The organism is Micromonospora sp. NPDC048898 (assembly GCF_043198035.1).
Lineage (GTDB): Bacteria > Actinomycetota > Actinomycetes > Mycobacteriales > Micromonosporaceae > Micromonospora.
The window spans coordinates 96,144-120,931 of the sequence record NZ_JBICUF010000010.1; the positions used below are offsets into that span (position 1 = coordinate 96,144).

Annotated in this window: 18 protein-coding genes; 11 read left to right on the forward strand and 7 right to left on the reverse strand. The window is 72.5% G+C overall.

The features are described from left to right. The first annotated feature begins 173 nt into the window (after positions 1 to 173). The 6 genes from ACGFIQ_RS24100 (at position 174) to ACGFIQ_RS24125 (ending at position 6,858) form a co-directional block, all read left to right on the forward strand. Complete coding sequence (locus ACGFIQ_RS24100; protein WP_393247109.1) at positions 174 to 572, forward strand: YybH family protein; 399 nt, start codon at positions 174 to 176, stop codon at positions 570 to 572. 84 nt (positions 573 to 656) lie between these two features. Beyond that, entirely contained in the window at positions 657 to 2,408 is a 1,752-nt protein-coding gene (locus tag ACGFIQ_RS24105) for a fatty acyl-AMP ligase (protein WP_393247110.1), read from the forward strand. After that, positions 2,405 to 3,370, forward strand: coding sequence for a beta-ketoacyl-ACP synthase 3 (locus tag ACGFIQ_RS24110; RefSeq protein ID WP_393247112.1), 966 nt, complete (start codon positions 2,405 to 2,407; stop codon positions 3,368 to 3,370). Before ACGFIQ_RS24105 ends, ACGFIQ_RS24110 begins: the two co-directional genes overlap by 4 nt. A gap of 2 nt (positions 3,371 to 3,372) precedes the next feature. Continuing rightward, on the forward strand, positions 3,373 to 4,923 hold the full coding sequence (locus ACGFIQ_RS24115; protein WP_393247370.1) for an acyl-CoA carboxylase subunit beta: 1,551 nt from the start codon (positions 3,373 to 3,375) through the stop codon (positions 4,921 to 4,923). After that, positions 4,920 to 5,099 carry an acyl-CoA carboxylase epsilon subunit gene (locus ACGFIQ_RS24120; RefSeq protein WP_357074519.1) on the forward strand — a complete coding sequence of 60 codons (180 nt, stop codon included), beginning with the start codon at positions 4,920 to 4,922 and terminating at the stop codon, positions 5,097 to 5,099. Before ACGFIQ_RS24115 ends, ACGFIQ_RS24120 begins: the two co-directional genes overlap by 4 nt. A gap of 19 nt (positions 5,100 to 5,118) precedes the next feature. Then, positions 5,119 to 6,858 (forward strand): acetyl/propionyl/methylcrotonyl-CoA carboxylase subunit alpha, encoded by a 1,740-nt coding sequence (locus tag ACGFIQ_RS24125; protein WP_393247115.1) that lies wholly within the window; start codon positions 5,119 to 5,121, stop codon positions 6,856 to 6,858. A 34-nt stretch (positions 6,859 to 6,892) separates the two neighbouring features. On the opposite strand, the gene ACGFIQ_RS24130 is transcribed toward ACGFIQ_RS24125, so the two are convergent. Both ACGFIQ_RS24130 and ACGFIQ_RS24135 read right to left on the reverse strand, forming a co-directional pair. Continuing rightward, positions 6,893 to 7,684, reverse strand: a complete 792-nt coding sequence (locus ACGFIQ_RS24130; RefSeq protein ID WP_393247117.1) for an SDR family oxidoreductase — start codon at positions 7,682 to 7,684, stop codon at positions 6,893 to 6,895. Then, on the reverse strand, positions 7,681 to 8,664 hold the full coding sequence (locus ACGFIQ_RS24135; RefSeq protein ID WP_393247372.1) for an LLM class F420-dependent oxidoreductase: 984 nt from the start codon (positions 8,662 to 8,664) through the stop codon (positions 7,681 to 7,683). The genes ACGFIQ_RS24130 and ACGFIQ_RS24135 overlap by 4 nt, the downstream gene beginning before the upstream one ends. Before the next feature lie 154 nt (positions 8,665 to 8,818). Between ACGFIQ_RS24135 and ACGFIQ_RS24140 the strand changes: the two genes are divergently transcribed. Both ACGFIQ_RS24140 and ACGFIQ_RS24145 read left to right on the forward strand, forming a co-directional pair. Beyond that, positions 8,819 to 10,033, forward strand: a complete 1,215-nt coding sequence (locus ACGFIQ_RS24140) for a low temperature requirement protein A (RefSeq protein WP_393247119.1) — start codon at positions 8,819 to 8,821, stop codon at positions 10,031 to 10,033. A gap of 40 nt (positions 10,034 to 10,073) precedes the next feature. Next, positions 10,074 to 10,937, forward strand: a complete 864-nt coding sequence (locus ACGFIQ_RS24145; RefSeq protein ID WP_393247121.1) for a DUF1028 domain-containing protein — start codon at positions 10,074 to 10,076, stop codon at positions 10,935 to 10,937. Between the two features lie 37 nt (positions 10,938 to 10,974). Here the strand turns inward: ACGFIQ_RS24145 and ACGFIQ_RS24150 are convergent, their stop codons facing one another. After that, the gene (locus ACGFIQ_RS24150; RefSeq protein ID WP_393247374.1) at positions 10,975 to 11,862 is read right to left on the reverse strand and encodes a phosphatase PAP2 family protein; all 888 of its coding nucleotides are present in this window, start codon (positions 11,860 to 11,862) and stop codon (positions 10,975 to 10,977) included. A gap of 140 nt (positions 11,863 to 12,002) precedes the next feature. Between ACGFIQ_RS24150 and ACGFIQ_RS24155 the strand changes: the two genes are divergently transcribed. Then, a complete protein-coding gene (locus ACGFIQ_RS24155; protein WP_393247376.1) occupies positions 12,003 to 12,695 on the forward strand; it encodes a DUF3159 domain-containing protein in 693 nt (230 codons plus the stop codon). A gap of 313 nt (positions 12,696 to 13,008) precedes the next feature. Here the strand turns inward: ACGFIQ_RS24155 and ACGFIQ_RS24160 are convergent, their stop codons facing one another. Beyond that, positions 13,009 to 15,915 (reverse strand): glycoside hydrolase family 48 protein, encoded by a 2,907-nt coding sequence (locus ACGFIQ_RS24160; RefSeq protein ID WP_393247123.1) that lies wholly within the window; start codon positions 15,913 to 15,915, stop codon positions 13,009 to 13,011. A gap of 840 nt (positions 15,916 to 16,755) precedes the next feature. On the opposite strand from ACGFIQ_RS24160, the gene ACGFIQ_RS24165 reads away from it, so the two are divergent. After that, positions 16,756 to 18,099, forward strand: a complete 1,344-nt coding sequence (locus tag ACGFIQ_RS24165) for a GH1 family beta-glucosidase (protein ID WP_393247125.1) — start codon at positions 16,756 to 16,758, stop codon at positions 18,097 to 18,099. An 83-nt stretch (positions 18,100 to 18,182) separates the two neighbouring features. Here ACGFIQ_RS24165 and ACGFIQ_RS24170 read toward each other — a convergent pair whose 3' ends face one another. From ACGFIQ_RS24170 to ACGFIQ_RS24180, 3 genes are all read right to left on the reverse strand, one after another. Continuing rightward, positions 18,183 to 18,596: a roadblock/LC7 domain-containing protein gene (locus tag ACGFIQ_RS24170; RefSeq protein ID WP_393247378.1), complete on the reverse strand. Its 414-nt coding sequence runs from the start codon at positions 18,594 to 18,596 to the stop codon at positions 18,183 to 18,185. 5 nt (positions 18,597 to 18,601) lie between these two features. Further along, positions 18,602 to 21,139 carry a nitrate- and nitrite sensing domain-containing protein gene (locus ACGFIQ_RS24175; protein WP_393247127.1) on the reverse strand — a complete coding sequence of 846 codons (2,538 nt, stop codon included), beginning with the start codon at positions 21,137 to 21,139 and terminating at the stop codon, positions 18,602 to 18,604. A gap of 98 nt (positions 21,140 to 21,237) precedes the next feature. Next, positions 21,238 to 22,650: an FGGY family carbohydrate kinase gene (locus tag ACGFIQ_RS24180; RefSeq protein ID WP_393247129.1), complete on the reverse strand. Its 1,413-nt coding sequence runs from the start codon at positions 22,648 to 22,650 to the stop codon at positions 21,238 to 21,240. Between the two features lie 209 nt (positions 22,651 to 22,859). Here ACGFIQ_RS24180 and ACGFIQ_RS24185 point away from each other — a divergent pair, with 209 nt between their 5' ends. Beyond that, positions 22,860 to 24,782 (forward strand): anthranilate synthase family protein, encoded by a 1,923-nt coding sequence (locus ACGFIQ_RS24185; RefSeq protein ID WP_393247131.1) that lies wholly within the window; start codon positions 22,860 to 22,862, stop codon positions 24,780 to 24,782. The last annotated feature ends 6 nt before the right edge of the window (positions 24,783 to 24,788 follow it).

The following is a 24,788-nucleotide window of genomic DNA, read 5'->3' on the forward strand; positions in this document are numbered from 1 at the left end:
AAGGTAAGTACCCACCCGACTCTCCTCCGGAGACCACCGGTGAGTAACCGACCAGGCACCCACCGTCGCATCTGGACGGTTACCGCAGCATGACCGTCCGTCGCGGCGTTCGTGGAACGCTTCGGAGGCGGACCCCCTGCCACCCCTGGCGCCGAGCAGACAGGAGCACCGACATGACCATGATCAATGAATCGACCATTCCCGACGACCCAGACCTGCAGAACGAACTGTTCGTACGGATTTTCAATTCCGGCGACGGCGCGTTGTACGACTCGATGTATACGCCGGACGCCATATCGAACATCTCCGGCGCACCGTTGACCGGAGCAGAACGCACGCAGTTCTTCAAGGACTTTCTGGCCACCGGTCCGAAGATCGCGTCGAAAGTATCCCAGACCTACACCACCGGGGACACGTCCCTGCTGATCGTCGACTACCAGTTGGAGCTCCCGCAGCCGGACGGCAGCACCGCGACCGTGCAGGGCACCTGCACCGACGTGCTGATCCGCAACGCCGAGGGCCAGTGGCGACTGGCCATCGACCGCCCCGTCCCCGACGGCGAGCACGCCTGAGCACGCGACGTCCCGGTCCCCGTCCCACGCCGGGGACCGGTCCGGCCGACCCGCTCCCGCGCCAACCTCGCACAAGGAGAATCCATGACGAGCGCCAGGCTCGACACGCGTGCGGACGAGATCCGTACCCTCCCGGACGCCCTGCAGCTGCGTCGCGAGCGCCAGTCGGACGACGTGGCCTACGTGTCCCTACGCGACGGTGAGGTGCCCGACGAGACTCTCACCTACGGCGAACTGGCCGATGCCGCGCACGAGCGCGCCGTCCGCTTCGCCGCCCTCGGACTGGCCGGGCACACCGCGGTGCTGCTCTACCCCTCCGGCCTGGAGTTCGTGCGCACCCTGCTGGGCTGCATGACCGCCCGCACGATCGGCGCGCCCGTGCAGGTGCCGCGCCGCCGCGACGGCCTGGCCCGGATCCGGCGCATCGCGGACGACGCCGGGACCACCGCGATCCTCACCACGGCGGCCGTCAAACGCGACCTGCAGGATCGCTTCGGCGATGCCCCCGAACTGGCCGGGCTGACCCTGCACGCCACCGACGAGCCGGCCATCACTGGGCTCGCCGAGCTGCCTGAGGGGCCACGGCCGGACGACATCGCGCTGTTGCAGTACACCTCCGGCTCCACCGGCGAGCCCAAGGGCGTCATGGTGACGCACCGCAACTTCCTGCACAACGCCCGCGAGACCGCCGAGCTGTGGCCGCTCGAACCGGACGCCACCGTGGTCAACTGGCTGCCGCTCTTTCACGACATGGGCATGCTCTTCGGCGTCGTCATGCCACTCTGGGGCGGAATCCCGTCGTACCTGATGGCCCCGGACTCCTTCATCCGGCGCCCGGCCCGCTGGCTGGAGGCGATCGCCCGCTTCGGCGGCACCCACTCCGCCGCGCCGAGCTTCGCCTACGAACTGTGCGTGCGCGCCGCCGCCGACGGGCAGACCGGCGACGTCGGCGACCTGTCCCGCTGGCGCGTCGCGGCCAACGGCGCCGAACCGGTACGCCGCCACGTGATCACCGCCTTCCTCGAAGCGTTTGCTCCGCACGGCTTCACGCCGCGGGCCATGTGCCCTGGCTACGGGCTCGCCGAGAACACCCTGAAGGTCACCGGCACCGAGGAGCACCGGCCACCCCGGATGGCGTGGTTGGCCGCCGGCCCGCTCGGCGACGGCATCGCCGAGTTCGCGGCCGAGCCCGGCCCCGACACCCTGCCCGCGGTCGGCAGCGGCAGCACGGTGCCCGGCACCACCGTACGCATCGTCGACCCGTCCACCCGCCGCGAGTGCCCGCCCGGACACGTCGGCGAGATCTGGGTCAGCGGCCCCTGCGTCGCCGCCGGGTACTGGAATCGGCCGGAGCTGTCCGAGGAGATCTTCCGCGCCCGGATCGAGGGCGGCGACGCCACCGGCTACCTGCGCACCGGCGACCTCGGCTTCGTGCACGACGGCGACCTGTTCGTCACCGGCCGCCAGAAGGACGTGATCATCCGCAAGGGTCGTAACTTCTACCCACAGGACATCGAGGAGTCCGCCCAGCACGCCGTCGACGGACTGCATCCCAACTGCGCGGCCGCGTTCTCGGTCGACGACGGCAGCTCCGAGCGACTGATCGTGCTTGTCGAGGTCGACGGCCGGGTCGCCCGCGTCCCCGGCATCGCCGCCGCACACGACGCCATCCGCGCGGCGATCTGGGACCGGCACCGGCTGGAGGCCGACGAGATCCTGCTCGTACGCCGGGGCACGCTGTCCAGGACCTCCAGCGGCAAGGTGCAGCGGCGCGCCTGCCGGCAGCGCTACGAGTCCGGCGCGCTGATGCCGTTGACCGCGGAGGCGCAACGATGAGCTCGCACCGGGGCTCGACGATCCTCGGCGTGGGCGCCTACCGCCCCGCCCGGATCGTCGGCAATGACGAGGTCAGTGGACCGATCGACTCCTCCGACGAGTGGATCCGGCGGCGCTCGGGCATCGTCACCCGCCGCTTCGCCGGCCCGGACGAGACCGTCGTGAGCATGGCGGCCGAGGCCGCGCGCAAGGCCGCCGCCCAGGCCGGCACCGATCCCCGCGACCTCGACGTGATCCTGCTGGCCACCATGTCGCTGCTGCACCAGTCGCCGCCGGCCGCGCCGCAGGTCGCCGAGCTGATCGGCGCCCGGGCGGCGGCCGGCATGGATCTCAACGCCGCCTGCTCCGGCTTCAACTACGCGCTCGCGCTCGCCGACGGCTTGATCCGATCCGGCGCCCGCCGCGTCGTGGTGGTCGGCTCGGAACGGATGAGCGACCTGATCGACCGCACCGACCGCAGCACCGCCTTCCTGTTCGGCGACGGCGCCGGCGCGGTCGTGGTGGGCGCCGCCGACACCCCGGGCATCGGCCCGGTCGTCTGGGGCAGTGACGGCAGCCGGCACCACCTCATCGCGCACGACGCCGCCTGGGGCGGACCCGGTACCCGCCCCTACCTACGGATGATCGGGCCCGAGGTGTTCCGCTGGGCGATCGAGATGGTCCCCGACATCTCCCGACGCGCTCTGGCCGCCGCCGGGACGGACCCGAGCGAACTCGCCGCGTTCATCCCCCACCAGGCGAACCTGCGCATCGTCGAGGCCGCCGCCCGCGTCCTCGCGCTGCCGGCGCACACCGCGGTGGCCCGCGATGTCGTCCACGCCGGCAACACCTCGGCCGCCTCGGTCCCGCTCGCCATGGAGGCTCTGCTGGCCCGCGGCGAGGCCGGCTCCGGCGGCCGGGCACTGCTGGCCGGATTCGGCGCCGGGCTCACCTACGCCGCCCAGGTGGTGACGTTGCCGTGAACATGACCACCGCCGAACAACTGGCCGAGTTGCGGCGCCGCCGCGAGCGGGCCCGGCAGCCGTACGACCCGCGTGCCGTCCAGCGGCAGCGGGAGAAGGGCAAGCTCACCGCCCGGGAACGGGTCGAAGCCCTGCTCGACGCCGACTCGTTCGTGGAGTTGGACGCGCTGGCCCGGCACCGCTGCCACACCTTCGGGATGGAGCAGGAGCGTCCGTACGGCGATGGCGTGATCACCGGTTACGGCACCGTCGACGGCCGGCCGGTCTGCGTCTTCGCCCAGGACTTCACCGTCTTTGGCGGCAGCCTCGGCGAGGTGTACGGCGAGAAGATCATCAAGGTGATGGACCTGGCCCTGCGCACCGGCGCCCCGATCATCGGCATCAACGACTCCGGCGGCGCCCGCATCCAGGAGGGCGTGGTCTCCCTGGCCTACTACGCGGAGATCGTCAAACGGCACGTCGAGGCATCCGGCGTCATCCCCCAAATCTCGATCATGGTGGGTCCGTGCGCGGGCGGCGCCGTCTACGCCCCGGCGATCACCGACCTCGTCGTCATGGTCGATCAGATCTCGCACATGTTCGTCACCGGGCCTGAGGTGCTGCGCGCGGTCACCGGCCGGGATGTCGACCACGCGGAGCTCGGCGGCGCGACCAGCCACAACAGTGTCTCCGGCAACGCGCACTACCTGGCCGCCGACGAGAAGGACGCCTTCGACTACGTCCGCGCGGTACTGGCCCACCTGCCCTCGAACAACATGGCCGAACCGCCGGTGCTGACCGTCCTCGGGCCGGAGACCGCTCGCGACCTGACCCTGGACGAGATCATTCCGGATGACCGGAACCGACCGTACGACATGGTCACGGTGATCGAGTCCGTTCTGGACGACGGCGCACTGCTCGAGGTGCAGCCGCTGTTCGCCCGCAACATGATCTGCGGCTTCGGCCGGATCGAGGGCCACAGCGTCGGCGTCGTCGCCAACCAACCCATGCGGCTGGCCGGCGCGCTGGACATCGACGCGGCCGAGAAAGCCGCCCGGTTCATCCGGCTGTGCGACGCCTTCCACCTGCCGGTGCTGACCTTCGTCGACGTGCCCGGCTTCCTGCCCAGCCCGGAACAGGAGCGCGGCGGCATCATCCGGCGCGGGGCCAAGCTCATCTACGCGTACGCCGAGGCCACCGTCCCGATGGTCACCGTGGTCACCCGCAAAGCCTACGGTGGCGGTTACGGGGTGATGGGCTCCAAGCACCTGGGCACCGACGTCACCCTCGCCTGGCCCACCGCGGAGATCGCGGTGATGGGCGGCGACGGTGCGGTCAGCGTGCTGCACCGGCGCGCACTCAAGGACGCCGCAGACCCGGGCGCGGAGCGCGCACGCCTACGCGAGGAGTACGAGCGCACCCTGTGCAACCCGTACCTCGCGGCCGAACGCGGCTACGTGGACGAGGTCATCCTGCCCAGCGAGACCCGCTCCCGGATCGCCGGAGCACTGCGGGCCCTTCGGGACAAGCGGGTGACCCGCGCGCCCCGCAAGCACGGGAACATCCCGCTGTGAATGCCACGTCACCCGATCCTGACGAGGTCGCGGCGGTGCTCGCCGTTCTCTGCCTGCTGACCCCCGCCGCGCCGGCCGCCGCGCCGCCCGCCCGGCGGCGCCGGATCGTCACGTCGCACCGCCCGGCCGTGCTGTCCCGCGGTCCCGGCGTCTGGCGGCACAGTGCCTGGACATGACCAGCACGGGGAGATCGAGATGCGCAAAGTACTGATCGCCAACCGGGGCGAAATCGCCGTCCGCGTCGCTCGCGCCTGCCGGGATACGGGCCTGACCAGCGTCGCCGTTTATGCCGAGCCGGACCGGGACGCACCCCACGTGCTGCTCGCCGACGAGGCCCACGCGCTGGGCGGCCAGACCCCGACCGAAAGCTACCTGGACGCCGGCAAGCTGCTCGCCGCGGCGGACGCGACCGGCGCCGACGCGGTGCACCCCGGTTACGGCTTCCTGTCGGAGAACGCGGACTTCGCCCAGGCGGTGATCGACTCCGGGCGGGTCTGGATCGGACCGCCGCCGGCCGCGATCCGGGCGCTCGGCGACAAGGTGAGCGCTCGCGCCATCGCCCGGCGCGTCGGCGCACCCCTGGCGGTCGGCACCGAAGAGCCGGTCACCGGCGCCGACCAGGTGATCGACTTCGCCCGTGACCACGGCCTGCCGCTCGCTATCAAGGCCGTACACGGAGGGGGTGGTCGCGGCCTCAAGGTGGCGCGGACGCTCGGCGACATCCCAGACCTCTACGCCTCCGCCGTACGCGAGGCGAGCGTGGCCTTCGGCCGCGGCGAATGCTTCGTCGAGCGCTACCTGGAACGTCCCCGGCACGTCGAGACGCAGTGTCTGGCCGACGCGCACGGTTCGGTTGCGGTGATCTCCACCCGCGACTGCACGCTACAGCGCCGCCACCAGAAGCTGATTGAGGAGGCACCCGCGCCGTTCCTGACCGCCGAGCAGGACGTCGAACTGCGCCGGGCCTCCAAGGCGATCCTGGCCGAGGCCGGCTACGTCGGCGCCGGCACCTGCGAGTTCCTGATCGCCGCCGACGGCACGATCGCATTCCTGGAGGTCAACACCCGGCTCCAGGTGGAGCATCCCGTCACCGAGGAGGTCACCGGCATCGACCTGGTGCGGGAGATGTTCCGGCTGGCCGCTGGCGAGGCTCTCGGCTACGACGACCCGCCGGTGCGCGGTCACGCCATCGAGTTCCGCGTCAACGCGGAAGACCCCGGACGCCAGTTCCTGCCCGCGCCCGGGACGCTGACCCGCTTCGACCCGCCGTCCGGCCCCGGCGTGCGCCTCGACGCCGGCGTCCGCTCGGGCACGGTGATCGGTCCGGCCTGGGACTCGCTGCTGGCCAAGCTGATCGTGGTAGGTGCGACCCGCCGGGAGGCCCTGCACCGCGCCCGGCGGGCGCTGCGCGAGTTCACGATCGACGGCACGGCGACCGTGCTGCCCTTCCATCGTTTGATCGTCGAGGATCCCGCCTTCACCGCCGAGCCGTTCGCGGTTCACACGTCCTGGGTGGAACAGGAGTTCGCCGGCCAGTTAGCCCCGCAGGAACCGGCGACCGGCGCGGAAGCGCCGCAGCTGCCGCGCCACACCGTGGTGGTCGAGGTCAACGGCCGTCGCATGGAGGTCTCCGTGCCGGCCGGGCTGGCCGCACCGGCGTCCCCGGCGACGCCGCTGCCGGCGGCCCGCACCCGCCGCCCGCACCGCGCCGCCCCCGCCGGCACCAGCCTCACCAACCCCATGCAGGGCACCGTGGTGAAGGTCGCCGTCAGCGAGGGCGAGCACGTCGAGCAGGGTCAGCTGGTCGCGGTCATCGAGGCGATGAAAATGGAACAGCCGCTGACCGCGCACCGCGCCGGCATCATCAAGGACCTGCGGATCATCGTCGGCGACGCCATCCCGGCCGACGCGGTCATCTGTGAGATCAAGGACTGACCGCCGGCGGTTCGAGGCGCAGGTGGGCGGCGCGTCAGGCGGTGAGGCGGCGGACGAGTTTGCGCATGCCGGCCTGCCAGCCGTCCGGGTCCTCGGCGCGGCGGCGGGCGTAGTCGGCGACCTCCGGGTGCGGCAGGATCAGGAAGCGTTCCTCGGCCAGCCCGGCGATGGCGGCCTCGGCGACCTGGTCGGGCGTGAGCACCGCGCCGGACGCGGCGACCACCCGGGCACCGAGATGACCATTGAGGAGCCCGTCGGCGAGCATCGGGGTGTCCACCCCCTGCGGGCACAGTGCGCTGACCCGGATGCCCCGGTCCCGGTAGGTGATCGCGAGCCACTCGGCGAAGCTCACCGAGGCGTGTTTCGTCGCGGTGTACGCGGCGTCGCCCACCGCGGTCAGCACGCCCGCCGCCGAGCAGGTGTGCAGCAGGTGCCCGCCGCCGCGGGCGAGCATGCCGGGCAGCACCGCGCGGGCCGAGTAGACGTGGGCGAGCACGTTGACCCGCCACGCCCGGTCCCAGCCGGCGTCGTCGACCTCCACGCCCCCGCCGGTGGTCACCCCCGCGTTGGCGCAGAACAGGTCGATGCGGCCGTAGCGCTCCTCGGTGTCGGCGACCAGGTCGCGGACCTGTTCCTCGTCGGTGACGTCGAGGGCGATGGGGTGCGCGACCGGGCCGATCTGCTCGGCCACCGCGTCCGCCGCGTCGGCGTCCAGGTCGGCGACCACGATGGCGGCGGCTCCCTCCGCGGCGAAGCGGCGGCACAGCGCCGCCCCGATGCCGCCGGCCCCGCCGGTGACCACCACGATCCGGTCGGTGAGGTTCACGCGGACGCTCCTTGGGGCTCGGCACCCAACTGGGCGATGAGGCTGAGCAGCGCGGTCGCGCCGCCGGCGGTGACCTCGGGGGTGGGCAGCAGCGCCAGGACCGGCACGTCGACACCGGCGGCGGCGTAGCGGCGTACCTCGGCGCGACACCGCTGCGGTGAGCCGTGCAGCACCAACGCGTCGACCACCTCGTCCGGCACCGCCGCGCCGGCGCCACGCCGGTCACCGGCGGCCCAGGCCGCCCACATGGGCGCGAGAGCCTCGCCGCGGCCGAGCCAGCGGTGGAACTCGGCGTACGCACCGACCGTGAGGTAGCTGGTGATGAGCCGGCGGCCCAGCGCCCGGGCGTACCCGGCGTCCTCGGTGGGGCAGACGAAGATCCGGGCGGCGACCTCGAAGCCGGCACTCCGCTCGCCCACCTCGGCGAGGGCACGCGGCACGTCGTCGGCGCTGAGCCAGTTGAGGATGACACCGTCGGCCTCCGCGCCGGCCAGCCGGAGCATCCCCGGGCGCAGCGCGGCGAGCAGGATCGGTGGCGGCACCGCCGGTGGGCGTTCCAGCGTGAACCGGCGTACGGCGAACGTGTCGTAGGCCTCGTCGACGGTCTCGCCGCGCAGCGCGGCGCGCAGGAACCGCAGCATGTCACGGGTGCGGCGGAACGGCTCGTCGAACGGCACCGCGTTCCAGTCCCGTACGAGCACCGGTGAGGACGCGCCGATGCCGAGCGTGAACCGGCCGGGCGCGGCCTCGGCCAACGCCGCCGCGCTCATCGCCAGCAGTCCGGGCCCTCGGGTGAAGACCGGTGTGATGGCGGTGCCCAACCGCAGCCCCGGCTGCCAGGCCGCGGCGAGCGCCAACGGGGTGAACGCGTCGGTCCCGGCGACCTCGGACGACCAGACGTCGGTGAACCCGGCCCGGTCGAGGGCCGCGTAGGCCGCGTCGTGGTGCGCCAGGGCAATCCCGCCCAGCGGCACCGTCATACCCCATCGATTCGTCACCGACCGATCGTGCCCGTCGGCGGGGCATCCGAGCAAGATCCCCGGGTTGGGCAGAATCGCCGGTTTCCGGCCGCCCGTGCCGGTGCGGATGCTACGACTTCGGCGTGGACCGGACCGACGGCGCAGGCCGCTGACCATGGATTTCAGGGCGGCAGGGCACCTGGAGCCGGTCAAGCGCGACCCGGGCCGGGCGACCTTCCTTGAGCTCTTCTTCGATCTGGTGTTCGTCTTCGCGCTCACCCGGATCTCGGCGCGCGCGTTCGAGGACCTGACCGAAGGGCCGGCTCGGGAGCACACCGCGGCGGCGATCACCGGGAGCGGCAAGACGCTGTTGCTGCTGCTCGCACTCTGGTCGGTCTGGCAGGGCACCGCGTGGACGACCAGCCGCTACGACCCGTACCGCGTGTCGTTGCAGACCGTGGTGCTCACCGCGTTGGTGTGCAGCATGCTGCTCGGGGTGGCGATCCCCCGGGCGTTCAGCGAGACCGGGCTGATGTTCGCGGTGGCGTACGTGGTGGCGCAGCTGACCCGACCGGTGATCCTGTCGATCGCGCTGGGACCCCACCCGTACCGCCGGTTGAAGATCCGCATGGCGGTGGTGTTCGCCGTCAGCGGGGTGCTCTGGATCATCGGGGCGCTGCTGAGCACCAACATGCAGGTCATGCTCTGGACGGGTGCGCTGGCCTTCGAGTACGTGGCCGCCCGCTGTGGCTGGCCGGTGCCGTGGCTGGGCCGCTCGACGGTCTCCAAGTGGGAGATCGCCGGGGAACACCTGGCGGAGCGGTACCAGCAGTTCTTCCTCGTCGCGCTGGGCGAGACGATCCTGGTGGCGGGTTTCGCGTACAGCGAGGGGCCGTACGAGTCGGGGCACGTGTGGGCGTTCGCGCTCGCGTTGGCCACCTCGATCATGTTGTGGCGGATCTACGTGCAGCGGGCCGGGCGGATCCTGGGCGAGGCGGTGGTGAAGGCCCGGCACCCCGCCACCATCGGTCGGTCGGCGGCCGACACCCACCTGGTGATGGTGGTCGGTCTCGCCGCCACCGCGATCGGCTACGAGCTGATCATCCAGCATCCGCTGGAACAGATCCCCGGGCCGTGGCTGGCCATGACGCTCGGTGGCCCGGCCCTGTTCCTGGCCGGGCGGGCCCGCCTGGAGTACGAGGTGTTCGGACGGATCTCCCCGTCCCGGTGGGTTGCTCTCACGGTGCTGGTGGCGGCGTCGGTGCCGCTGCTGTTCCTGCCCGGTGTGGCCGCGACCGCCGTCGGGGTGCTGGTGTTGGCCGCCGTCGCGGTCATCGACGCCCGTCGGGCGCACGGTGCCCCGCCGGAGGCCGCCGCGCCACCCTTCTGAGCCGACCCGGTACGACGATGTCAGGCGCTAATCTCGGCGCGTGACCTTCTCGCTCGTCGCCCGCTCCGCCGACGGTCGCCGGCACGGCGTCGCCGTCGCCAGCAAGTTCCTCGCCGCCGGGGCGCTGGTGCCGGCCGCCGCCGCCGAGGTCGGCGCACTGGCCACCCAGGCGCACGTCAACCTCGCCTACCGCCCGCAGGGTCTCACCCTGTTGCGCACCGGCGTGGCCCCGGTCGACGTGGTGGCCGGGCTGATCGCCGCCGATCGCGAGCGGGAGCACCGCCAGCTCGGGGTGGTGGGTGTCCAGGGTTCGGGTGCCACCTGGACCGGGCCGGCCTGCCACCCGTGGGCGGGCGGGCGCGCCGGCGACGGTTGGGCCGCGCAGGGCAACGTGCTCACCGGCCCGGAGGTCGTCGACGCGCTTGCCGACGCCTGGCTGGCCGGGTCGACGCTGCCGTTCGCCGAGCGGTTGGTCGCCGCGTTGCGGGCCGGCGACGAGGCCGGCGGCGACCGGCGGGGCCGGCAGAGCGCCGGCCTGCTGGTGGTCGAGCGCGGCGGAGGGTACGGCGGCACCAGCGACGTGCTCGTCGACCTTCGGGTGGACGACCACCCGGACCCGGTCGCCGAGTTGGGCCGACTGCTCGCCGTGCACACCATGCTGTTCAGCCGGCCCGACCCGGCCACCCTGCTCGACCTGAGCGGCGCGGTGGCCGACGAGGTCGCGGCGTTGCTCGTCGCGCTGGGTCATCCGGTGGCCGGTGGGGGCACCGAGGCGGCGTTGATCTCTTGGGCCGCGTTGGAGAACCTGGAGGAGCGGCTGGTGCCGGGGCGGATCGACCCGGTGGTGCTGACGCACCTGCGCGGCGCCGCCCCACACGTCCCCGCACCCCGCTCCGCGAGCTGACCCCCCACCGCCGCGCGGACCTCGTTTATCGGCCCGCTCAGCCCTTGACCCGGGGCACCAGCCGGTGCACGACGGTGAGCACCAACGCCATCACCACCGCCATCGTGCCGGCGATCCCGGCGGCGCTGCCCGCGTACCCGACGAACAGGGGCCGGCGGGCCAACTCGTCCGGGCCGATGTCGCGCAGGTCGACGAGCCAGCCGAGGGCCAGGCCGCAGGCGACCAGGGCGAGCGCCCCGCCCACACCGAGCACCAGCACGGCCATCCGGTGCGCGTCGCCGGGTGCGACCTCGGCCTGCTCCCGCTGGGTGATCAGCAGGACCAGCCCGGCGACCGCCGCCCAGACGCCCACCACCAGGTACGCGGCGATCGCGTCGCTGGGCCGGTGCCAGCCGGCGGAGAGGGTGGCGACTCCGGCGATGGCGGCGTAGGCGGCGGCGAGGAAGGCACCGGCCGCCCGCACCTTGGCCGGCAACACGAGCACCAGCGCGACAGCCACCGCACCGGCCACCGTGGTGTGCCCGCTGGGCAGGCTGTTGCCCACCGCGACACGCTCCGGGTCGACGCCGTAGTCGGGGCGGCTGAGCCCGTACTTCAACAGTTGGGTCGTGACGTTCGCGCCGGCGATCAGGAGGGTCGCGGTGATCGCCAGGGCGATCCGTCCGCGGATCACCGCGATGAACCCGATCATCGCGGTGGCGGCCAGCAGGGACACCACCGACATCGCGTTGAGGATCCGGTCGACCGGGCCCTCGATGGTGTCCTGCCCGATCCGGTTGCCGGTGAGGGCGACGGTGTCCACCCACTGCCCGATCTCGCTGTGCACGGCCACCCGCCACACGACGAGGAACGCGGCCGCCTGGACGAGGGTCAGAACGACCAACCAGACCGCGGTCCAACCCCGTGCCGTCGCGCGCATCCGCACACCGTAGCGGCCGGTGCCGGCCGGTCGATCGGTGGCCCGCCGCGCGCCGCCGGTTAGGTTGTGCCAGAGGCGAGGAGGCGGCGGTGGGCGGAACACCGGAGCACGACAGCGGCCAGGCCGCACCCGATCCGGACCAGCGGGTGGGTGCCGACCCGGGCCCCGGAGGGCGGGTGCGCGTCGAGTCGCTGGCGGACCTGTTGGGCGGGCGGGGCGGCGCGGTCGACGCCACCCTGCCGCCGCTCGCGTTCGCGGCGGGCTGGTTGCTGGGCGGCGAGTCGCTGTGGGGTGGGATCGGCGCGGCGCTGGCCGTGGGCGCGGTGGTGGCCGGCGTACGGCTGCGTCGGGGTGACCGGCCGCGTTCGGTGCTGATCGGTCTGCTGGCCGTGTGCGTCGCGGCGTTGATCGCGGTGCGCACCGGCCGGGCCGAGGACTTCTTCCTCATCCAGGTGCTGTCCAACGCCGCCAGCGCACTCGCCTGGGCGGTCAGCATCGTGGTGCGGTGGCCGCTGCTGGGTGTGTTGGTCGGCGGGGTGCTGGGCCAGCGCACCCGGTGGCGGCGCGACCGGGCGCTGCTGCGCGCTTACGGCCGGGCCAGTTGGGTGTGGACGGCGACCTATCTGGTGCGGCTGGCGGTGTTCGTGCCGCTCTACCTGGGTGGGCAGGTGCTCGCACTCGTGGTGGCCCGGGTGGCTCTGACCTGGCCGCTGGTCGCCGCGGCGCTGGCGCTGAGTTGGGTGGTGCTGCGGCGGTCGTTGCCGGCCGGGCACCCCGGTCTGCGTCATCCGGTCACCGGAGAGCCGGGGGCGAACCGGGGCCGATCCGGGCGGGCGTAGGGCAAATCCGGGCGGGCGTAGGGCAAAAAAGTGGAGAGGCCGCCACGGGGGGAGCGGCCTCTCCGGTGACGTACGTTACTCCGTTGCGGACCTCGGCGTGATCCCGTGACGGCCCGAATTTCTGGGCTTTTTCGCGGTTGGCTCCAGTCCGGGCGGTGGGGTGGGCCAGCCGATCCGCTGCGTCGGCCAGATGGCCGGCCCACCCCGGCCTGACCGTGGGTGTCAGGCCGTCCGGCCGGCCGGAGTCCGTCGTTCCCCGGACCCCGGCCGGATCCCGGGGTGGGCGGTCCACGCCACCCACCCCGGGTCGTCGTCAGCCGTTCGGGAACAGGCTGCCGAAGTCGGCGTACGCCATGGCGACGTCAGCCTGTGCCCAGAACCGGTGGTAGTTGAAGCTCGGCTCCGGGCCACCGTCCAGGTACGCCTGCACCTTGGGCCAGTCCGGGTCGTTCTTGTAGAAGGACCGGATGTCGAGGAAGCTCTTGCCGGCGGCGATGGTGTCGCCGTTCGGCATCTCCCCGGTCCAGCCCGGCGGGACGTAGAGGCCCTGACCGGTGGACGCGTTGTAGGTGTCGTCGAAGCGCCGGTAGTCGCCACGCTTCTCGGTGGTGGAGACACCCTTGGCGTCGGCCGCGGCGGAGAGCCCGTCGAGCAGCCCCTTCGCCGTGTCCTTGGCCGCCACGTTGCCCGACTTGGCCGCGTACGCGATCAGGGTCCGGGCGTAGGCGCCGGCGACGCCGACGTCCTGGCCCTTGACCGTGACCTCGACGTGCAGGCCGGTGTTGGGCTGCGGGTTGCTCGGGTTCCAGGTGGTCGGCTGGCCGGTCCACACCATGTCCGACGGGATCGACCAGTTGGTGCCGAGGGTGGTGTTGGCGATCGCCCACGGCACCCACTTGTCCAGCAGCGCCTTGGCCTTCGCGTTACCGGTCTGCAGGTACAGCTCGGCGATGCGCTGCATCGACCAGACCTGCATACCGAACCACTGGTTCGACGGCGGGTCGTTGTAGACCGGGTCGACGTCGTAGAACATGCCGTAGAAGGTGCTGGTGCCGGCCGGCGGCTGGGCGTAGCTGCCGTCCCAGCTGTTGGTCGCACCACCGGCGATGCCGCCCTCGGCGGACTGCAGCCAGGTGTAGAACTCCAGCTGCCGTTCGAAGCTCTTGGTCCAGTCCGCGACCGCGGTCGGCGACTGCGGCTTGAGCTCCGGGGTGTTGGTCAGCGCCCAGGCCGCGAACGGGTTCTGGTAGCCGAAGTGGTTGTGGCTGGAACCGATCCGCCAGGACCAGTTCTGGCTGGTGTCGTACGCACCGCCCCAGGCGTAGTACCAGGACAGCAGGTAGTGCGCCGAGTCCCTGCCGGTGCCGGCGGGGCAGGTGGTGGCCCCGACGCAGTTGCCGATCTTCTTGAAGTACTTGTCGAACATCGCGTACCGCAGGTAGTCGCCCATCTTGGCGGCCTTCGCGATGGTGGCCGCCACGTCGGCCTGCTTGTTCTGGGCCTTGGCCCAGGTCAGCGCCCAGTACGCGGCCTGCACGGCGCGGGCGTCGGCGTCCGGGGCGTTGGTGTACTTCCACTGCTTGGCGGGGGCGCCGGTGTCCTTGACGAACAGGTCGAGGTAGCCGTACTGACCGCCGTGCGCGAAGGTGTCGCAGGAGGGCTGCGGGATGGTCTCCCACACCGACTCCTGGGTGCCCCGCTGGAAGGTGTTGATGTAGGCCGGCTTGGTGGTGCCGTCACCGCAGCGGCCGAAGCCGTAGGTGTTGTCGACGTCCATCAGCCAGTGCATGCCGTAGATGTCGCCGGTGCCGTAGGTGGACTGCAACTCCGCGCGGAGCGGGTCCTGCCCGACCGAGACGTTCGGGTTCAGCGCCGAGGGGTACTGGCTGGGCAGGTTGTACTCCGCCGCGTACTGCGGGGTGCCCGCGGAGCCGGCGGTGGGCTGGTCGGCGTGGGTCGGGATGATGTACTTCTCCATCACCGTCCAGGCGTTGTTGAACGGGGCCCAGTTCTGGGTGACCCGCCCGTAGTTCGCCTCCAGCCACAGCCAGAAGCTGAACGCCTCCGACGTGGTCTCGTGACCGTGGTCGGGCGCCTCGACGATCAGCGTCTCCACCGAGTGGTACGGCACGCCCTCGGGGCTGAAGTAGCCCGAGTTCTTGATCTTGCCGTACTGCTCGAGGAACTTCGCGATGTAGGCGTTGTCGCCGCCGGGGGTGTCGTTGTCGATCTCGGTGGCGGAGACCGCCAGCGAGGCGAGACCGGTGGCGGCGGCGGTGATGGTGGCGGCGCCACCGACGGTGTCGGCGTCCTCCGCCGCGGCGACCGTGACGGTGACCCCGGTGTTCCAGTTGCTCGGGGTCAGCGTGGCGGTGGTCGGCGTGACCGTGACGTCGGCGTCGCCGCTCGGGGTGAGGGTGATCGGCACGCTGCCTGTCGGCGCGTCGCTGAGCCTCAGGTTGAAGGTGGAGGTGCCACCCTCGCTGACGCTCACCGCGGACGGGCTGGCGAGCAGCCTCGGGCCGTTGGCGGTGCCGACGGTGAACGCCTTCTCGTCGACCCCGATGCCGTTGGCGTTGTCGTACGCCTTCGCCTGCACGGTGTAGTTGCCGGCCGGCAGGTCCTCCTGCGTGTAGGCGTACGGCGCCGAGGTGTCGGTGTTGACCAGCAGGCCGTTGCGGTAGAACTCAACCTTGCTGATCGTCCCGTCCGGGTCGCTGGCCGTGGCGGTCAGCGGCACGTCGGCCGGTGCGGTGAACGGCCCACTCGGCAGGCCGAGGGAGACCGTCGGCGGCAGGTTGGCCGGGGTGCCGTTGCACGGGGTGCCGTTGAGGGTGAACGAGGTCGGCTTCGGGTTGGTGCCCGAGTGGGCGCCGTTGAAGCCGATCGTGGTGGAGGCCCCGGCGGCGAGGTTCCCGTTGTACGACTCGTTGGTCACGGTGACGTCGCTGCCGGTCTGGCTGTATCTGGCCGACCAGCCCTGGACGACCCGCTGGCCGCTGTTCGGGAAGGTCCACTTGAGCGTCCAGTTACTGATCGGATCGCCCAGGTTCTTGATCGTCACGTTGGCGGTGAAGCCGTTGTTCCAGTCGTTGGTCGCGTAGACCACGTCGCAGGCGGGCGCCGCCTGTGCGGCGCCGGCGGGCAGGGTCACCCCGCCCGCGGCGAGCGCGGCGGCGGCGAAGATCGCCACTCGACGGCGTCGTGCCAGTTGTCTCATGTGCGCGGTGTCTCCTCGGACCAGGCCGGGACGGTCCCCGGCGAGGCGCCTGCCCGCGAGGGTGGTGGTCCGCGGGGATTTCGAGGCGCCGGGAAGGTGGTCTCCCCCGGGCCCGGCCGGGGTAGGGCGGTGCGGCCGCACGGGAGGGGTCCCGCCGGCCGCGATGGGGTGACCGTGACCGGAAACGTGCTGCCGGCTGCCCTCGGTGAACCCGCGCTGACGCGATGTGGCTCCTGTCGCGTTGAATCGATAGTCTGCCATGGAAGCGCTCCCACAACAAGCGCAGACGTCTCTCGTTCAGCCCGTTGTTTCGATCTCGTTTTGGGTCTTTCACAAAGCGGTGACGGGCGTTACAGTCGCAACATCGGTCGATGGGAGCGCTTCCATCGACAAGGTTCCAAAAAGAAGATCGCTGGGGTCGTCCTGACGGGCCCGGCGAACCATCCCGAGGGCCGACGACGGGCCAGCCCGGACGCCGTCGTCAGCCATCATCCCGCCTTACGGAGGGAGGTGGAACCAGAGCCACTCGCGTGGCCCGGCTCCCGCGCGACACGCACGGCAGGACCCAAATTCCGCCCGTGTGTGTGCAGTTACGGTGGGGACGGGGGTTGCCCTCCCCCGTCCCCACACTAAACCCCCGTACACGATGGGAAAAGAGGCCGACGGGACAGGCGCACCGCGCCGCCCGGCGGCCTTGTTCGCTGTCTGGGGTCCCCAACCGCCTCGACCCGCCATCGCCGGCCGCCAAGACGGCCAGCTGACCCGGGCCGGCCTTCCCTGGCCTATCCTGGGAGCGCTCCCGAATCCCCGGCGGTGGCCCCGTATCCACGAGGAGAATCCATGTCGATACCTACCGGGCCCGCCGGCCCGCTGCGCTTCCCCGCCAACTTCGGCTGGGGCGCGGCCACCTCGGCGTACCAGATCGAGGGCGCCGCCAAGGAGGACGGGCGTGGTGAGTCCGTCTGGGACACCTTCAGCCGTGTCCCGGGCAGCACCCGCAACGGCGACACCGGCGACGTGGCCGCCGACCACTACCACCGCTACACCGAGGACCTCGACCTCATGCGCGACCTCGGGTTGCGCAGCTACCGCTTCTCCATCTCCTGGCCCCGCATCCAGCCCGACGGCACCGGCGTGCCCAACCAGCGCGGGCTCGACTTCTACCGCCGGCTCATCGACGGCCTGCACGACCGTGGGATCACCCCGATGGCCACCCTGTTCCACTGGGACCTCCCCCAGGCCCTCCAGGACGCCGGCGGCTGGGAGTCGCGCGACACCGCCCACCGCTTCGCCGACTACGCCGACGTGGTCTTCCGCGCCCTCGGCGACCGGGTGCCGGTGTGGCTCACCATCAACGAACCCAAGACCGTGGTGCAGAACGGCTACCTCACCGGCCACCACGCCCCCGGCCGGCAGGACCCGGACGCCGCCTACCTGGTCGCCCACCACCTGCAACTCGCGCACGGGCTCGCCGTCGGCGCGCTGCGGGCCACCGGCAGCGGCAGCCGGATCGGCCCCGCGCTCAACCTGCACCCCTGCTACCCCGCCGACGACTCCCCGCAGGCCGCCGCTGCCGCCCGGCTCTACGACGGCTACGAGAACCGCCTCTACCTCGACTCCCTGCTCCGGGGCGACTACCCGGAGGACCTGCTGGCCGACCTGGGCCCGCAGAGCCGGATGGTCCAGGGCATCCGCGACGGCGACCTGGCGATCATCTCGGCGCCGATCGACCTGCTGGCCGTTCAGTACTACACACCCATCTACGTCACCGCCGACGGCGGCACCGTGCGACGCTGGGCGACCACCGAGGCCGAGTGGCAGCAGATCTACCCCGAGGGGATGTACGACCTGCTGACCCGGGTCACCCGCGACTACGGCCCGATCCCCCTCACCATCACCGAGAACGGCCTGCCCACGGCGGACACGCTGGCCCCGGACGACACCGTCCACGACACCGGTCGGATCAACTTCCTGCGCGACCACCTCACCGCCGTGCACCGGGCCATCGCCGACGGGGTGCCGCTGGAGAGCTTCCACGTCTGGTCGCTGCTGGACAACTTCGAGTGGGACGCGGGTTACGACCAGCGCTGGGGCCTCGTCTACGTGGACTACCCCACCCAGCGGCGGGTGCTCAAGAGCAGCGCCACCTGGTATCGCTCCGTCATCACCGACGGCGGCTTCTGAGCGGGCCGGCACCCGGATGTTGCCGGGCCCGGACGGCTCGGCTCGGGTGAGCCGGTGACCGTCCGGGTCCCGGCCGGGGCCGGTCAGCGGGGCAGGGCCTGCTGCAACTCCGCTCGCAGCGCCGGAGTGAGCATCTCCCCCGCCTGCTTGGCCAACCGGGCCATCTCGTAGCCCACCACGCCGATATCCGCGTCTCCGGCGGCCAGCGTGGCCAGGATCGAACCGTCGCGGACCTGCATCACCAGGAAGTAGCCGCGACCCATCTCGACCACCGTCTGCTTGACGATATCGCCGTCGAACATCGAGGCCGCGCCCGCCGTGATGCTCATCAGGCCGGAGGTCACCGCCGCGAGCTTGTCCGCGTTGTCGCGGGGCAGGTGATCGGAGATCGCCACCAGCAGCCCGTCCGAGGAGACCACCACCGCGTGCGCCACGCCCGGCACCCGCTCCGCGAACGCGCTCACCAGCCAGCTCAGGTCACGCGCCTCCTGGCTCAACGTCGTCACTGTCGTCGTCCTCCTTCGTCGTACCCCCCGGACGGTGGCACGGGTATCTCGGTGGTGTCCTCGGCCTCGGCACGCCGCACCCCGCTGTAGAGCCGGGAGAGCATGCCGCCGACCGCTTCCGGGTCCGGGTCGACGCGTTTCGGCGCCGAGGTCGGTTGTGCCGTACGGGTGACCGCGCTCAACTGCGCCATCGGCACCCGCACCGGCAGCCCGCGTTCGTTCGTGCCGCCGGTCACCGGGACGGCCGGCGGCACCGCCGCCGCGGGCACCGCCGCCGCGGACGGACCCTGCCGCGACCACCAGCCCCCACCGTCGCCGGAGGCGGCGGCCGGGGCCAGCACATCCTCCGAGCGCACCGGCACCGAACGGGCCTGACGCGGCACGGCGACCCCCGGCGGACGACCGGCCACCGGCAGGTCCCTGGTGTCGAAGCCCGCCGCCGGGGCACCGGCCTCCCAGGCACCCGCGGGCTGCGCGGCCCCATCCCGGGCGGCGTTCGCCGCCAGCATCCGGGCCGACGCGGGTGGATCCAACTCCACCGCGCCCGCCGGTGCCAGCAGCCCCGCGGGCAGCACCAGCCGGGCGACCAGGCCGTCCTGGCGACCGTCGAGGCGCACGGTCACGCCCAGCCGGGCGGCCAGGTGGCTGACCACGAACAACCCCATCCGCTCCACCGCCGCGACATCCGCGGCCGGAGGGCTGGAGAGCACCGCGTTCGCCTCGGCCAGCGCGGGCGGGCTCATGCCCAGACCGTTGTCGACTATCTCGATCAGCGCGGTCGCGGCCTCGATCCGGGCGGTCACCACCACGGGGGTGTCCGGGCGGGAGAAGGCCGTCGCGTTCTCCAGCAGCTCGGCCGCCAGGTGCACCAACTCGCCGACGGCGTGCCCCACCACGTACACGTCGGCCACCGACTCGATGCGGACCCGCTGGTACTGCTCGATCTCCGCGGCGGCGGCCAGCAGCATCGCACCAAGGCCGACCGGCCGGTTCCACCGCCGGGTGGAATCGGTGCCGGCGAGCACCAGCAGACTCTCGTCGTTACGGCGCATACGGGCGGCCAGGTGATCGAGCTTGAACAGGTTCTCCAACTGGTCCGGGTCGCTCTCCTCACGCTCCAGGTCGTCCAGCAGCTCCAGTTGGCGCTCCACGAGCACCTGGCTGCGGCGGGCCAGGTTGACGAACATCGCGTTGACGTTGCGCCGCATGAGCGCCTGCTCGACGGCGACCGTGACCGCGCTGCGGTGCACCGCCACGAACGCCTCGGCCAGCTCACCGATCTCGTCGAGCGAGCGGACCACCGCCGGCGCGACCTCGATGGTGGGCACCCCACCGCCGACGGTCTTCAGCCGGCCCAGGGCGTCCGGCAGCTCGACCTGCGCGATCCGCAGCGCCTGACTCCGCAGCAACCGCATCGAACGCGCCACCGACCGCCCGACGAGCAACGAGATCAGCAGGGCTGCCAGCAGGACCGCGACGACTCCACCGACGACCAGCAGGGTGGCCCGGAGCTGACCGTTGCTGGCGTCGTCGGCCTGCCGCACGGCGTCGTCCAGCACTCCCGCCTCAAGCTGGCGCAGCAGGTCCTGGCGCTGCTGGCTGGCCGACCACCACTGCTCCGACGGCAGCACCTCGGGTGCCGCGTCGCCGGCTGGCAGGCTGCGTTCCTCCAACTGCGTGGCGACCAGGAACCCCGGGGCCACCGTCGTCTCGTCGTAGCGGCGGATCTGGTCGTTGGTCGCGGCCACCCGGAACGCGCTGAGCGCGGTGAGCTGTTGGGCGCGCAGGTCCGCGAGGAGCACCCGGTCCTCGGTGCCGTACCCACCGGTGCGGCCGGCGGCGTAGAGCCGGGCCCGGACCTGGGAGGAGAGCTCCTTGACCCGGGCGAGCTGCACGTAGCGCAGGACCGCGTCGTTCAGCTCGGGCTGGCCCTGGCCGGGGGTCGGCTCGGCGAGCAGGTCGAGCATCGCGCCGATCGCCCGGAAGTAGTTGCTCAGGATCGTGTCGCTGCTGAGCACCGCGGGCGGGATCGCCGGCCGGATGTCGTCGACCTGGTCGTACGCCTCCAACGCCTCGGAGTAGGCGACCCGCCAGGACGCGTCGGCGTCCGCGAGGGGCGCGGCGGCCCGCCGCAGGTTGTCGATGGCCCGGTCGGCCGCCGCCTGCAACGGCCGCAGGTTGTTCACCGCGGTTTCCCGGTCGCCGCCCCGGCGCAGCTCACCCAGCTCCCCCGCCGAGCGGTCGCGCTCCTGCTGGAGCTGGTGCACCACAGCGGTGATCTGCCGGCCGATGCCGACCTGGCGGGAGAAGTCGTTCAACGCCGTCGTCCGCCCGACCAACGCGCTGGTCTGCACACCGGCGAGCACCAGGAACGCCAGCGACGGCACGATCAGCACCGTCGCGAGCTTCGTGCTCATCCGCCAGTCCCGCAGCCGGAACGGTGACCGGCGTCGATGCGGGACAACTCGGACGTCGAAGCGCCGCCGGCGGTGGCTCGACACCGCGCCGTTCGCCGGGTCGGGACCTGCCGCCACCCTGCCTCCTCGGTCCTACCGCGTCCACCGCGGTCCGGGGAGCGCGGTCCATCCAACCAGGCTCGCGACCAGTGTCAACGGCCCGGGCGACGCGAGGTTCAGGAAGGATACTGCGGGTGCGAACCTCCTGCCGTGGTCGGTAAGACCAGCTCGTCCGTCCGGCCGATGTCGGCGAGCTCGATCGCGTCACCGAACCGACCCAACGCCACGAGTGCCGCGCCGGTGGCACCGATCTCCGGATTGCGTTGGTGCGACACCGGTCGCGGTGCCAGCGCGGTCGCGAACGCCTGCCGCCACCACACCGAGGCCGCCACCGCACCCCCGCCCAGCACCACACCCACCGGTTTGTCGACTGTGGACTCCAGCACCGCGAGATCCTCGGCGACCAGCTCACACAGCCCCTGCATCAGCCCGGCCAGGATGTCCACCGAAGTGGTGCTGAAGCTGAGGCCGCGGAGCTGCCCGCTGCCGGCGGGCGCCAGGCCGGGCGGTCGGTCGCCACCGAAGCGGGGGTCGGTCGGTCGGCCACCACCCGCCGGCACCAGCGCCAGTGCCGCGTCCAGCTCGGCGCCCTGGGGCAACCGCAGCTCCCGGTTCGCCCAGGCGAACAGGTTGCCCCCACTGGAGTACGCCGCGCCGGTGACCACATGGTCGTGGTCGACCCGGTAACGCCACAGTCGTTCGGGGAGCCGGGGCATCGGTTCGCCGGCCGGGATCCGCTGCATCAGCCGTACGGCCGCCGAGGTGCCCACGGTGACCGCGGCCCGGCTCGGGTCGACGCAGCCCGATCCGACGTTCGAGGCCCCACCGTCGCCCACCGGCTGCGCCCACCGCGCCTGCGCCAACTGCGGCCACCGGCGGGCCAGCTCGGCCCGGAGCCGGCCGTGCCAGTCCAACTCGCCGAGGGCCGGCAGGTCGGCTGGTCGCGCCCCGGCCAGCGTCAACGCCTCCTCGTCCCAGCGCAGGGTGCGCAGGTCGAGCAGACCGGTCCCGGATGCCTGGGACACCGACATGGGCGCGTCGTCGAGCAGCTCGCCCAGCACATACTCGGGCAGGCCGACGAACCGGGCGATCGGCGTGCCGGACTGCTCGCGCAGCCAGGGCAACCGCATCGACCAGTACGAGCGGTGCCACCAACAGCCGGTGCGCTGGTGGAAGCCGTCCGGGTCGGAGGGTCCGGCGGTACCGCCTACCGGCGCGGGCCGGGTGTCCAGCCAGGTGACCACCGAGCCGATCGGGGTGCCGTCGCGGTCGAGCGGGAGCACCGAGTGCCACTGGGCGGACACCGCCACCAGGTCGACGTCGTGCAGGTGCCCCGCGTCGGCCAACTCGTCGAGGCACTCGACCAGGCAGGCGAGGTAGCCGGGACCGGACAGCGTGCCGGTGCCGTCGTCGCCGATGGCGAGGTCGACCTTGCGCCGGGCCAGGGCGCCGGGCAGCGGACGGCTGTCGCCGTCCAGCACCAGCCCGCGTACCGAGGAGGTGCCCAGATCGAGCGCGAGAATGTTCATCGCCGGTCAAGTTACCCGGTGTCAGCCGGGCGTCGGGCGCGTAGGGTGGATCACATGCTCGCGCATCCGACCTGCTGGTGGCCCGCCAACCCGGCGGCCACCTTCCGCGCGTAGCTTCATCCACGCGGCCGCCATCGAGGCGGCCGCCGGTTCTCCCGGCCCGGATGGCCGCCCCGAACGGCGGCGGCCCCGGCCCCACGGAGACTCTGATGACCCACCTGACCGACCTGATCGCCGCCGTGACCAGCGGCGCCGACCCGGGACCCTTCGCGCTGGTGCGCCGCGACGACACCGACGAGCTGGAGTTGTTCACCGGCACCGTCGGCACCGTCGACCGTCTGGCCGACATCCCGCTGCCGCCGGGCACGCCGGGAGCGCGGACGTTGGCCCTGGTGCCGTATCGCCAGATCACCGAGCGCGGCTTCGCCTGCGTCGACGACGGTGCCCCGCTGGAGTGCCTCCAGGTCCGCGAGCATCGGCGGATCGCGCTGGCCGACGCCCTCGCCGCGCTGCCCGACGAGCCGGTCCGCACCACCGACGCCGCCTTCGACGTCACCGACGAGGAGTACGCCGAGACCGTGCGGCGGGTGCTCGCCGAGGAGATCGGCAGTGGCGCGGGCGCGAACTTCGTCATCCACCGCACCCTGCACGCCACCGTGCAGGGCCGACCGCTGGTGGCCGCGCTGGCCGCGCTGCGCCGGTTGCTGGTCGCCGAGCGCGGCGCGTACTGGACGTTCGTGGTGCACACCGGCACCCGGACGCTCGTCGGTGCCAGCCCGGAGCGGCACGTGAGCGTCGACGACGGGCTGGTCATGATGAACCCGATCAGCGGCACCTTCCGACGCTCCGGTGACACCCCGGACCGGGCGGCGCTGCTGCGCTTCCTCGCCGACCCCAAGGAGGTCGAGGAGCTGTACATGGTGCTCGACGAGGAACTGAAGATGATGGCCACCGTCGCCGAGCACGGCGGCCAGGTGATCGGCCCGCACCTGAAGGAGATGTCGCACCTGGCGCACACCGAGTACCTGCTCGCCGGGCGGGGCACCCGCGACGTGCGGGAGGTACTGCGCGAGACGATGTTCGCCCCGACCGTGACCGGCAGCCCGATGGAGAACGCCTGCCGGGTGATCGCCCGACACGAGGGCCGCGGCCGCGGCTACTACGCGGGTGTGCTCGCCCTGCTCGGCCACGACGGGGCCGGGCGGCAGACGCTGGACGCGCCGATCCTGATCCGTACCGCCGAGATCTCCCCCACCGGCCACCTGCGGGTGCCGGTGGGCGCCACCCTGGTCCGGCACTCCACGGCGGACGGTGAGGTGGCGGAGACGCACGCCAAGGCTGCCGGTGTGCTGGCCGCGCTGGGCCTCGGGCCGGCGGCGCCCGCCGGCGACGGCGGCCCGGTCGCGCGGCTGGCCGACGACCCGGAGGTACGCGACGCGCTGGCCGCGCGCAACGCGCCGCTGGCGCGGTTCTGGCTGGACCAGCGGGCACCGGGCGCGCCCGGGTTGCCCGGTCTGGTCGGCCGCCGCGTGTTGATCGTGGACGCCGAGGACACCTTCACCGGGATGCTGGCCCACCAACTGGGCGCGCTGGGCCTCGCGGTGAGCCTGCGGCCGTGGCACGCGGGCGGCCCCGTCGACGGGTACGACCTGGTGGTGGTCGGCCCCGGGCCGGGCGACCCGGGCAGCCCGGCCGAGCCGAAGATGGCGGTGCTGCGGGGGTTGCTGACCGAGTTGCTGGCGACCGGCCGTCCCACCCTCGCGGTCTGCCTGGGCCATCAGGTGCTGGCCGGGATGCTGGGGCTCGCGCTGCACCGTCGGGAGGCGCCCTACCAGGGGTTGCAGCGGGAGGTGTCGCTGTTCGGGCAGACCCGCCGGGTCGGGTTCTACTCCACGTTCACCGCCCGCGCGCAGGCCGACCGGCTGGTCACCGCGTACGGGCCGGTGGAGCTGGCCCGGGACCCGGGCGACGACGCCGTGCACGCCCTGCGGGGGCGGGGCTTCGCCGGGGTGCAGTTCCACCCGGAGTCGGTGCTCAGCCCGGACGGGCTCGCGGTGCTCACCGAGTTGTTGGCTGACCTGCTGCCGGCACCGCGCACCGACGAGCTGTCCACCACGGGCGGGCGCGCATAGGGTCTG

Bases quoted from the DNA above. Each gene is read 5' to 3' on its own strand.
- ACGFIQ_RS24125 (WP_393247115.1), top strand. From the start codon at position 5,119: ATGCGCAAAGTACTGATCGCCAACCGGGGCGAAATCGCCGTCCGCGTC.
- ACGFIQ_RS24165 (WP_393247125.1), top strand. From the start codon at position 16,756: ATGTCGATACCTACCGGGCCCGCCGGCCCGCTGCGCTTCCCCGCCAAC.
- ACGFIQ_RS24110 (WP_393247112.1), top strand. From the start codon at position 2,405: ATGAGCTCGCACCGGGGCTCGACGATCCTCGGCGTGGGCGCCTACCGC.
- ACGFIQ_RS24140 (WP_393247119.1), top strand. From the start codon at position 8,819: ATGGATTTCAGGGCGGCAGGGCACCTGGAGCCGGTCAAGCGCGACCCG.
- ACGFIQ_RS24180 (WP_393247129.1), bottom strand. From the start codon at position 22,650: ATGAACATTCTCGCGCTCGATCTGGGCACCTCCTCGGTACGCGGGCTG.
- ACGFIQ_RS24135 (WP_393247372.1), bottom strand. From the start codon at position 8,664: ATGACGGTGCCGCTGGGCGGGATTGCCCTGGCGCACCACGACGCGGCC.
- ACGFIQ_RS24160 (WP_393247123.1), bottom strand. From the start codon at position 15,915: ATGAGACAACTGGCACGACGCCGTCGAGTGGCGATCTTCGCCGCCGCC.
- ACGFIQ_RS24115 (WP_393247370.1), top strand. From the start codon at position 3,373: ATGACCACCGCCGAACAACTGGCCGAGTTGCGGCGCCGCCGCGAGCGG.
- ACGFIQ_RS24105 (WP_393247110.1), top strand. From the start codon at position 657: ATGACGAGCGCCAGGCTCGACACGCGTGCGGACGAGATCCGTACCCTC.
- ACGFIQ_RS24100 (WP_393247109.1), top strand. From the start codon at position 174: ATGACCATGATCAATGAATCGACCATTCCCGACGACCCAGACCTGCAG.
- ACGFIQ_RS24185 (WP_393247131.1), top strand. From the start codon at position 22,860: ATGACCCACCTGACCGACCTGATCGCCGCCGTGACCAGCGGCGCCGAC.